Below are 11251 nucleotides of genomic sequence, written 5' to 3'. Positions count from 1 at the left end.
GACCGCTCACCGGGTGGGCGGAGGGTCGACCACGCCACCCTCGTAGGCGTAGATGACCGCCTGGGTGCGGTTCTTGATCCCCAGCTTTCCGAACACGCTCTGGATGTGTGATTTCACGGTGCTGGTGCTCAGGAACAGCTCCTCCGAGATGCGAGCGTTCGTGAAACCGCCCGCGATGAGCCGCAGCACGTCGAGCTCGCGGTCGCTGAGGTCGGCCAGGGCGTCGGGGGCGACGTCGATGCCGGTGCGCGCGGCGCCGCCCCCGTCTTCGCCGATGGTGCTCGACGACAGCCAGTAGCCGCCTGCGACGAGGCGGATCGCGGCCGAGATCTCCTGCACCGACTGTTCCCTGTTCAGCACCCCACGCACCTGACGGGGTACCGGTGCCGCTGTTGTCTCCGATCCGGAGAGCAGCAGGATCTTCGGCTCCGGGTGCGACGGGACCTGCTGGCTCAGCGCTGCGTGCACGTAGGCCGGCTCCGGGTCGGCGATCACCACCTTCGGCAGGGGGCGCCGGCGCCGCGCGTGCACGGCCGGTGTCGCGGCGGCAGTCTGAATCTCCAGGTCGATCTGGCTGCGCAACCCCACGACCAGCTCTGCCCAGAACGGGTCCCGCGGGCCCAGTAACGAAACGTTGATCTTCGGCATTTCGGTGGGCACGCTCATCACCGTTCTCCGTAGTCAGGTCGTCTTCGCAGGGTCTGTCGAGACGTGTGCGGCACCGTAGGTGTCCGCCTCGATACTATGGGTGAGGTGATCAGATTCAAGCCGTCCTCGGAAGTGTGACGCGGTCGACCAGTTTTTCGGCAGGCGTAGAAATTGGGCCTCCGCGGCCTCCGGGCGGATCTGTGTCGCATCTCAGGTATCGGTCGGTCGTCAGATGACGCGCGGATGACCGCTCGTCGTTGCGGCAACGTCTCTGCGGCGGGCGGGCCGCTGTGCGCAAAGGTCAACGGTCAAGGAATTCGGCTCGTGGCAGCGAGAATGGCGATCTCCGTCCAAAGTCGGAGTGGCTGATTCGTTCGCGGGAGGGAGGCCGTTGAGTCGATCAGAAGATAGCCTTCAGCCACACGTCGAGGGTCCGCCGGCGACGGGCGAGTGCGGCCGAGGTCGAGATCGAACCCGTGGTCCAGCGGCCGTCCGAACAGTGTTCCACTCGACGAACCATGATTCGACGGCCGGTTTCGGAGGTAACGCCAGTGCCTGATGTGCATGACCAGACCCTGCGCCACGAGGATGTCGTCGAGCGACTCAGAGAATTCCTGGTCGATCGGGTGATCAAGGACCCGGGCGCCGAAGTCGATGCCCGGACTCCATTGTTGGAGTGGGGCATCCTCACGTCGCTGAGCATCTCCGAGCTCATCGCCTATATTCGTTCCGACTTCGGACTCTTCGTTCCTCCTGAAGCGGTGTTCGGCGCCAACTTCAAGGACCTGGGCGCGATCAGTGCGCTCGTCGTGTCGTTGCAGGCCGACCCTGCGGCGCGAGTGTGACCCGCGATTCAGCGGAATCGGACGTCGCGCGGTGCCAGTCCGCACGGATCTGTGAGGGAAACTGACATGACCGAGTTCGACTACGACGTCGCCATCATCGGCGGCGGGCCCGCCGGATCGACCGTCGCCTCCTATCTCTCCCGTGCGGGGCTGTCCTGCGTGCTCTTCGAGAGCGCGGTGTTCCCGCGGCCGCACGTGGGGGAATCGCTCGTGCCCGCCACCACCCCGGTGCTGAGCGAGATCGGTGCCCTGGAACTGATCGACCAGGCCGGATTCCCGAGGAAGTACGGCGCCGCGTGGACGTCGGCCGCCTCGGACATCCCGTCGGCCGGCTTCAGCGGGCTGCACGGGGGCCTGGGAGCTGCGGAGATCGAGTTCCGGGAGACGGACCAGGAGGGCGTGCACCAGGACTACACCTACCACGTGGACCGCGCGAAGTTCGACCACCTGCTGCTGCAGCACGCCAACAGCCAGGGCGCGAAGGTCTTCGAAGGTACGCGTGTGCGGCGGGTCGAGTTCGACGCGGACGGCGTGCTGGTGCACATCGTGACGGGCGAACAGGACGCAGGGGTGCGGGCCCGCATGGTGGTCGATGCCAGCGGCAGGGGCACCTTCCTCGGCCGGCAACTCGGTGTCAAGGTGCCCGATCCGGTGTTCAAGCAGTACGCGATCCACACCTGGTTCGACGGCCTGGACCGCACGGCGCTGACCCCGGACTCGCAGAAGGCCGACTACATCTTCATCCACTTCCTGCCGATCACCGACACCTGGGTGTGGCAGATCCCGATCACGGAGACCGTGACCAGTGTCGGAGTGGTGACCCAGAAGCAGCACTTCGCCGCGTCGAAGGCCGACCGCGAGGAGTTCTTCTGGGAGGCCGTCGGAAGCAGGCCCGAGCTGCGGTCGGCGTTGGAGTCCGCCGAGCGGGTGCGCCCGTTCGTCGCCGAGGGTGACTACAGCTACGCCATGAAGGAGATCGTTGGCGATCGATTCGTGCTGGTCGGCGATGCCGCGCGATTCGTCGACCCGATCTTCTCCAGCGGGGTGAGCGTGGCGCTCAACAGCGCCCGGCTCGCTTGCCGGGACATCATCGCCGCCGCGGCCGAGGGCGACTTCGGCAAGGCTGCATTCGCCGGCTACGAGTCCACGATCCGCCGGGGGGTCAGCAACTGGTACGAGTTCATCTCGAACTACTACCGGCTCAACATCCTGTTCACCGCTTTCGTGCAGGACCCGCGCTACCGCCTGGACGTGCTGAAGATGCTCCAGGGCGACGTCTACGACGACGACGATCCGCGGGTGCTGCGCGCGATGCGCGATGTGATCAAGGTGGTCGAGGAGAACCCGGACCACCTGTGGCATCGCCACCTCGGTGACCTCAAGGCACCGACCGCGGCACCGATGTTCTGATGGGTGGACGCGGCATGGGTGGCGCGATCGCCGTAGTCGGCGCGGGCTGCCGCTTCCCGGGTGGCGTGCACAGCCCGGCGGACCTCTGGAAGCTGCTGCTGGCGGGCACCGATGTCGTCACCGAGGTTCCCCCGTCGCGGTGGGATCTCGATCGCTACTACGACCCCGACCCGCACGCGCCGGGTCGGATGTACTCCCGCCACGGCGCCTTCCTGCCCGACGCGGACCGGTTCGACGCGGCCTTCTTCGGCATCGCGCCGCGCGAGGCCCGCCAGATGGACCCCCAACAGCGCCTGTTGCTGGAGACCGCGTGGTCGGCGCTGGAGGACGCGGGCATCGTGCCCGCCACGCTCGCCGGCTCGCGCACAGCCGTGTTCACCGCGGCCCTGGGCGCGGACTACCTGCTGCTGCACGGACGCCAGGCAGGGGAGGCCGGGATCGATCCCTGGCACATGTCGGGCAAGGAGGCCAGCTTCGGTCCCGGGCGGCTGTCGTACCTGCTGGGCCTCAACGGCCCGACGATGTCGGTGTCCACCGCGTGCTCGTCGTCCCTGGTCGGGTTGCACCTCGCTCGGCAGAGCCTGCTGACCGGGGAGTCGGACCTCGCCCTCGTGGGCGGGGCCAGCCTGCAGCTGTCCCCCGACCTCACGCTCTTCATGTGCCGGATCGGGGCGATGTCGCATTCCGGGCGGTGTCGGGTCTTCGACGCCGGGGCGGACGGCATCGTCCGCGGGGACGGCTGCGTGATGCTGGTGCTCAAGCGCCTCGACGACGCGCTCGCCGACCGGGACGGCATCCTGGCCGTGGTTCGCGGCTCGGCGGTCAACCACGACGGTCGCAGCGCCGGCCTCACCGTCCCCAACGGTGTGGCGCAGCAGGACCTGCTGCGGACCGCGCTGCGCAGCGCCGACGTGGCCGCGGCCGAGATCGGCTACGTGGAGGCGCACGGGACCGGCACCCCGCTCGGCGATCCGATCGAGGTCGGCTCCCTCGCCCGCGTCTACGGCGCCGAGCGCTCGCAGCCGTTGATGATCGGCTCGGTGAAGACCAACCTCGGGCACACCGACTCGGTGTCGGGCATGGCGGGGCTGCTCAAGGCCGCTCTCGCGATGCGGCACGGCACCGTGCCGCCGCACCTGAACCTGGCCGAGCCGAATCCCGCGATCCGCTGGGACAGCTGGCCGGTGGAGGTCCCGACCGAGACCGTGGACTGGCCGGATCCGGGTAGGCCGCGGCTGGCGGGCGTGAGCTCGTTCGGCCTCAGCGGGACCAACGCCCACGTCATCCTCGAAGCGGCACCCGCCGTACCGCCGGCCGGAACGCCGCCGGGCGGAGCCGACGACACCGCGCCGCGGGTCCTGGCGCTCGCGGCGACCAGCGGTGCGGCTCTCACGGCGCTCGCCAGGGCACACCGGGAGGGGTTGTCCGGCTCGGCCGTGGCCGACGCCGCGGAACTGGCGGCCTACCTGGGCACGGCGGGGTCGCGGCGGAGCCACCACCCGGAACGCAGACTGGCGGTGGCGGGTCGGGACGCGGGGGAGCTGGCCGAGCGGCTGGCCGAGCGGCTCGGGGAGGATCTCGACCGCGCGCCGCTCGGCTCCACCGACGCCGAGGCGCCGTCGGTGGTGTTCGTGTTCTCCGGGCAAGGGGCGCAGTGGCCGGGCATGGCCACCGGCCTGATCGGCGGCGAGCCGGTGTTCGTCGCCGCACTGCGCGAGTGCGACGCGGCCATCGAGGAGCGGGCCGGCTGGTCGGTCCTCGAGGCGCTGCGCGCGCCCGCCGAGCACAGCCCGCTCCAGCGCACCGAGTTCGCGCAGCCCGCGGTGTTCGCCGTGCAGGTCGCGCTCGCACGGTTGTGGCAACACTGGGGGGTGCTTCCGGCCGCCCTCGTCGGACACAGCATGGGCGAGATCACCGCGGCGCACGTCGGCGGTGCGTTGACCCTCGGCGAGGCCGCCGGCCTCATCGTGCACCGGGGAAGGTTGCTGCAGCAGACCCACGGCACGGGACGGATGGCGGCGATCCGGCTGCCGGAGCACGACGTCGCCGCCGAACTGGCCGCCTTGTCCGGTGCGGTGTGGGTCTCGGCGGTCAACGGGCCGGCGAGCACCGTCGTCTCGGGTGAGACCGAGGCGGTACGGGCGCTGGTGGCCCACCTGACCGAGAGGGGCGTGCAGGCCCGTCTGATGCCGGGCGAGTACGCCTTCCACACCCCCGCGCTGCGCCCGCTCGGTCAGGAGCTCGCCGCGGAGGTGGTGGTGGCGCCCTCGGCGCCGACCGTTCCGCTCGAGCCCACCACGGCGGGAGCGGCACCCGGCGGGACCCTCGATCCCGACCACTGGGGACGCAACGTGAGCGAGCCGGTGCGGTTCGGTGCGGCCGTGGACCGGCTCGTCGACGCCGGGCACCGGGTGTTCCTGGAACTCGGCGCGCATCCGGTGCTGGTGGGGCCGATCCTGGAATCCCTGCGCGCCAGGCGGGTCGAGGGGGTCGCCGCCGGATCGTTGCGGCGCGGCCAGGAGGACCGCGACGCGCTCGGCGACGGGCTCGTGGCGCTGTACGAGGCCGGCGTGCAGATCGACTGGACGGCGGTACGCCCCTGGCCGGGGCCGCCCGCCGAGGTGCCGACCTACCCGTGGACCGGCCCGCCGCTGTGGTTCGCGCGTGACGAGTCGGGTCGGGACGTGCCGCCCGCACCCGTACCGGCAGCGGCACCCGTGGCGCACGCGGACATCCCGGCCGGACCGCCCCGCTCCGGCGATCTGGCCGAGCTGGTCGCCGGTTCGGTCGCCGACGTGCTCGGCTTCGAATCGGCCGGGTCCGTCCGTCGCACCCAGGGGTTCACGGAGATGGGCATGGACAGCGTGGGCACGGTCGCGCTGGGGGAGCGGCTGAGCGCTGTGCTGGGCGTTCCCATCGGCAAGACCGCGCCGTTCGACCACCCGACGGTCCGGCGGCTCACCGAGCACCTCGCGACGCTGCTGGTCGAGGGGGTCCCGCAGTTCCCGGAGCCGGCCGTCGGGCCCGGCACCCTCGCCGCCGCCGCCGACAGCGCCGACGCCGACGGCCTGCCGCCGAACGCGATCGCCGTGGTCGGGATCGGTTGCCGGTTCCCCGGTGGGGTCAACGGGCCGGATGACTACTGGCAGTTGCTGCGCGCGGGCGTCGACGCGATCGGCCCCGCCCCCGAGGGGCGGTTCCCGAACGGGGAAACCTGGCCGGGCGGCTACCTCGAGGGCATCGACGAGTTCGACGCCGCCTTCTTCCGCATCCCCCCGCGCGAGGCACGCGGGATGGACCCGCAGCAGCGGATGTTCCTGGAGGTGTCCTGGGAGGCACTGGAGCACGCGGGGATCCCCGCCGCGAGCCTGGCGGGCAGCCGGACCGGTGTGTTCACGGGCATGAACTCCCACGACTACGCCGAACTGGTCGCGGCGAACCCGGGCAACGTGGATGCCTCCTACGGGACGGGCATCTCCTTCGCCGCCAGCGCGGGCAGGCTCTCCTACTTCCTCGGGCTGCACGGCCCGAGCCTGGCGGTCGACACGGCGTGCTCCTCCTCCCTGGTCGCCGTGCACCTCGCGCTGCGCAGCCTGCGGTCGGGCGAGTGCGACGTCGCGGTGGCGGGCGGGGTGAACCTCATCGTGAAGCCGGTCATCCACGAGTCCAGCGGGCTGGCGGGAGCGCTGGCCGCCGACGGCCGGTGCAAGACTTTCGACGCCTCCGCCGACGGTTACACCCGCGCGGAGGGCTGCGGCGTCGTCGTCCTCAAACCCCTGGCCAAGGCGCTTGCGGACGGCGACGAGATCTACGCGATGCTGCTGGGCTCGGCGGTGAACAACGACGGCGCGAGCGGCGGCTTGACCGTCCCGAACGGCCCTGCGCAGCAGGACGTGCTGCGCTCCGCGCTCGCCGACGCCGACGTGGCCCCCGGTGAGGTGGGTTACGTGGAGGCCCACGGCACCGGCACACCGCTGGGCGATCCGATCGAGCTCAACGCCCTCGGCGACGTGCTGCGCGGGCGCTCGGATGCGGACCGGTGCCCGGTCGGGTCGGTCAAGACGAACATCGGTCACCTCGAAGCGGCCTCCGGCATCGCCGGGCTGATCAAGGCCGTGCTGGCGGTGCACCACCGGCGCATCCCGCGCCAGATCCACCTCCGCACACCCACCCCCGAGGTGTCCTGGAGCAGCTTGCCGGTGCGAGTCGCCGACACCGAGCAGGAGTGGACGGCGGAACGGCGAGTGGCCGGCGTCAGTGCGTTCGGTCTCACCGGGACGAATGCGCACGTCGTCCTCGGATCGATGCCGCCCATCGAGCGGCCTCGATCGGGCCCGGAAACCGGTCGGCTGGTGCTGCCGGTGTCCGCGCCGTCGGCGGCGGCGCTGCCCGCGCAGGCGGAGGCGTACCGGGCCCTGCTCGTCGACCCGGGCCATCCCGAGGCGGCGGCGCTCTGCCGCACAGCCGCGTTGCGGCGCACGCACTTCGACCACCGGCTGGCCGTCCACGGGGTCGACGGCGCCGAACTCGCCGCCCGCCTCGACGAGTTCGTCCACGGCGGGACCGGGCCCGGGATCGTCACGGGCGTCGCCGGTTCGGAAGATGCGGGCCCGGTGTTCGTGTTCTCCGGCTACGGCTCGCAGTGGCCGCGCATGGCCGCCGATCTGCTGGACACCGACGAGGTGTTCGCCGCCGCCGTGCGGCGGTGCGACGAGGCGCTGGGAAGGCACCTGGACTGGTCGGTCCTCGAGGCGCTGCGTACCGGCGTGTACCCCGGATCGGAGCTGAACCAACAGCTGCTGATCTTCAGCATCCAGGTGGCCCTGTTCGAGCGATGGCGGGCGTGGGGCGTGCACCCGAGCGCGGTCGTCGGGCACAGCATGGGGGAGGTGGCCGCGGCCCACGCGACGGGCGCGCTCGACCTCGACCAGGCCGCCGAGGTGATGGCCCGCCGCACCCGGCTGCTGCACGGGCTCCTCGGCCAGGGCGGCATGGCAGTCGTCGGGCTGCCCGAGGCGCAGCTGCTGCCCGAGCTGGCCGCCCACCCGGACCGGATGTGGGTCTCGGGGGTCAACAGCGGGCAGAACACGGTGCTGTCCGGCACGATCGACGCGCTGGACGAGCTGACCGGCAGGCTGCGCGCCCGCAACGTGTTCACCCGCATGGTCACCGCAGGAGGGCCCGGGCACAGCCCCTTCGCGGACCCGCTCCGCGCGGCACTCTCCACCGAGCTCGAGCACCTGGCCCCTGCGGCGGGTCCGGTGCCGCTGTACTCGAGCGTGCGCGGCCGGCGGGTGGACGGGGCGGCACTCGACGCCCGGTATTGGGGTGACAACATCCGCCTACCCGTCCGCTTCGCCGACGCGGTGCGGGCGCTGATCGCCGACGGGCACCGGGACTTCCTCGAGCTCTCGCCGCACCCCGTGCTGCTCCAGGCGATCGGGCAGGAGCTGCGGGACTCGGCTGCGCAGCCGGTCCGCGGCGGGGTCAGCGCGGCCTCCCTGCGGCGTGACGAGCCGGGTGGGTCCGCGTTGTCGGCGGGGTTGGCGGCGCTGCACGCCCACGGGCTCCCGGTCGACTGGGACGCCGTGCTGCCGGCCGCGGACCGGGTGGTTGCCGGGCGCTACGCCTGGCAGCACCGGAGCTACTGGGTCGAACACGACCGGCCGGCCACCGGGATGCCCTCGACCCGACCGGCACGGCATCCGCTGCTGGTGGGGTCGGTCGCACCGCCCGACTCACCGCGGCACCTGTTCGAGGCCGAGGTCACCGCGGAAGCCGTCGCCGGCCACCGCGCCGTCGGCCCGGAGACGAGCGCGGTCTGGGTCGAGCTGGTCGCCGCGACCGCCCTGGAGCTCACCGGGCACCGTGGAGCCCGAGTGGTCGACCTCGATCTCCACGGCCACGGCCACGGCGTCGATGCGCCGGTGCTCGCGCAGGTCGAGGTGACCGGTGACTTCCGGGGCCGGGCCCTGCGGCTGTACGACGGCACGGGCCGAGGCGGGCACCTGATCGCCGCCGGCATCGTCGACCTCGATCCTTGGCAGACGCCCGCCGAGGACGGACTCCCCACCTCGGTCGAACCGGACCTGGTCGAGTGGTGGTCGGAGGCCGTGGGCGGGCTCGACCTGGGCCTTCGCGTGGTCCGGGCGGACACCGACCGGGTGGAGGTGATCGCCGAGATGCCCGCCGTGCCGGGGCGGTGGGTGCTGCCACCCCGGGTGCTCCCGATCGCGCTGGAGCTGGCCCGGCGGGCGACCGGCCTGCCGGACGCCGTGCCCGTACGGATCGGATCGATGGTGGTACACGCCGCCGCCGCCGCCGAGCGGGTGCGGATCGTGGTGACGGTGCTCGAGCGGGGTTCCGATCCTTCGCTGACGATCCGCGCCGAACTGCTCGACGGCACACCGCTCGTGCACGTCGACGCGATGACCCTGCGCGGTACGGCGGCTCACGTGCCGGTGCTGCCGGTCCAGCGGATGCGCTGGCGGGAACAGCCGTGGCCGCAGGCGTCGGAGGGCGCGGCGTCGGCTGGGCGCTGGCTGCTGCTCGCCGACGGGTTCGGGGTGGCCGACCAGGTCGCCCGCGCCCTGGAGGAACGCGGCGGCGACGCCGTCCTCCTGCGGGCGCCGCAGGACGGTGCGGCAGTGCGCGGCGCCGTCCGTGCACTGCGCGAGCAGGGTGGGTTCCGGGGAGTCGTGCACCTCTGGACGCTCGACGTGCCCGGCGCGGTACCCGACGACCGGGGGATGGACGAGGCGGCCTGGTGCTACCGCTCTGCTGCGGAGACGGCGGCGGCACTCGGCTTCGGTGCGGGACCGGACGAACGGCTCTGGTTCGTCACCCGCCACGGTTGTGCGGTCGGCGACCTGGACGTGCCCGCGGGGCTGCGAGCTCCGATGTGGACACTCGCCGGGATCACCGGTCTCGAGCACCCCGCGGTGTGGGGCGGCGTCCTCGACCTCGAGCCCCACGGGGTGACGCCGCGGGAGGACGCGGGCGCGGTCGTCGACGCGATGCTGGCGGGGGACGGCGAGGACCACGTCGCGGTGCGGTCGGGCCGGCGGCTCGTCGCGCGGATCGAGCACTCGGACGACTCGCCGGCCCGCACGGACCGGCCGTTCGTGGCGCGTGGCGACGCGAGCTACCTGGTGGCGGGCGGCGGGGGGAGGTTCGCCGCGGAACTGGCGGAGCGGCTGGCCGAGCGCGGTGCCCGGCGGATCGTCCTCGCGGGCGCGTCGGCCGCGGTGGCCGGACCGGAACTCGAAGCCTCCCTGGCCGCTCAGGGTGTCGAGCTCGCGGTCGCCGCGGGGGATCCGGCCGACCCCGACGCGGCCGCCGCGATCATGCGGGGCGCGGCCGGAGCGCCGGTCACGGGCGTCTTCTGGCTCGGCATGAACTTCCTGCTCGACACCGACACGGCAACCGACCCCGCGCTGGCGCTGGCGGACGGACGGGCCAGGGCGCTCGGCGCGTGGCAGCTGCACCGGGCGTGCGAGGCGGCGGGCGTGGCACCGGACCACTTCGTGGTGTGCACCGGGCTGGCCGCGGAGTGGGGCGCGCCCGGCTCCGGGCGCACCGCCGTCGGGGACGGCGCATTGCGGGCCCTGGTCGCCACCCGCGCGGCCCGGGGTCTGCCCGCGGTGGGCGTGGCGGTCCCCGCCGTCGTGGAACCGGACCTGTCCGATGCGATGAGCCGATCCCGTCTCGCCCGCAGCGGGCTGTCCGTGCACGACGCGACCTTCGCGGCCGACCTGCTGGACCGCCTCTGCACCGGCGTGCGCGGGACGTTCTTCGCGGCGGAGGCCGACTGGGGCCTGCTGCTGCGCATGTACCGGCAGGCCGTGCGCTGGCCGCTGTTCGACGAACTCGAACCGCAGGAGTCCGGTGCGGAGGGGGACGCTTCCCCCGCCGAACGGCTGGCGGGCCTGGATGCCGCCGCACGTCGGGACACCGTCGTGGACTGGGTGCTGACCGAGTTGGCAATCGTCCTCGGTGTGGCCTCGCCCGACGACCTCGACCCGGAACAGGGCTTCTTCGAGCTCGGCATGAACTCGGTGACCTCGCTCGAGTTGCGGGTCCGGCTGGAACGGCGATTCGCCTGCGCCCTGCCGGCGACGCTGGCCTTCGAGTACCCGAACGCCACGGTGCTGGCCGAGTACCTGATCGGCGAGCTGGCGATCGCGGGCGGCGAGGTGCCGAGCGAGGAACAGCCGCAGGAGGAGCCGGCGGCGTGGGAAGAGCGCGCCCCCGCGACGACTCGGCCGCAGGACGAGCCGCAGGACGAGCAGGAGGACCTGCTCGCCCGGTTCGACGAGGAAATGACCGCCGCGAACTCGTTGCTCTGA

4 protein-coding genes are annotated in these 11251 nt (G+C 72.5%); 3 read left to right on the top strand and 1 reads right to left on the bottom strand.

The window, feature by feature from the left end:
- Positions 1-6: 6 nt before the first annotated feature.
- Entirely contained in the window at positions 7-666 is a 660-nt protein-coding gene (locus CFP66_RS00360; RefSeq protein WP_094919747.1) for a response regulator transcription factor, read from the bottom strand.
- Between the two features lie 533 nt (positions 667-1199).
- Here CFP66_RS00360 and CFP66_RS00355 point away from each other — a divergent pair.
- The 3 genes from CFP66_RS00355 (at position 1200) to CFP66_RS00345 (ending at position 11251) form a co-directional block, all read left to right on the top strand.
- The gene (locus CFP66_RS00355) at positions 1200-1493 is read left to right on the top strand and encodes an acyl carrier protein (protein WP_198961173.1); all 294 of its coding nucleotides are present in this window, start codon (positions 1200-1202) and stop codon (positions 1491-1493) included.
- Between the two features lie 66 nt (positions 1494-1559).
- On the top strand, positions 1560-2903 hold the full coding sequence (locus CFP66_RS00350) for an NAD(P)/FAD-dependent oxidoreductase (protein WP_094919745.1): 1344 nt from the start codon (positions 1560-1562) through the stop codon (positions 2901-2903).
- Positions 2904-2917: 14 nt separating this feature from the next.
- A complete protein-coding gene (locus CFP66_RS00345) occupies positions 2918-11251 on the top strand; it encodes a type I polyketide synthase (RefSeq protein ID WP_158227987.1) in 8334 nt (2777 codons plus the stop codon).

The organism is Pseudonocardia sp. MH-G8, assembly GCF_002262885.1.
GTDB lineage: Bacteria > Actinomycetota > Actinomycetes > Mycobacteriales > Pseudonocardiaceae > Pseudonocardia.
The sequence above is the reverse complement of the archived record's forward strand: the minus strand, read 5'-3'. Positions and strand labels throughout refer to the sequence as shown.

Bases quoted from the DNA above. Each gene is read 5' to 3' on its own strand.
- CFP66_RS00345 (WP_158227987.1), top strand. From the start codon at position 2,918: ATGGGTGGCGCGATCGCCGTAGTCGGCGCGGGCTGCCGCTTCCCGGGT.
- CFP66_RS00350 (WP_094919745.1), top strand. From the start codon at position 1,560: ATGACCGAGTTCGACTACGACGTCGCCATCATCGGCGGCGGGCCCGCC.
- CFP66_RS00360 (WP_094919747.1), bottom strand. From the start codon at position 666: ATGAGCGTGCCCACCGAAATGCCGAAGATCAACGTTTCGTTACTGGGC.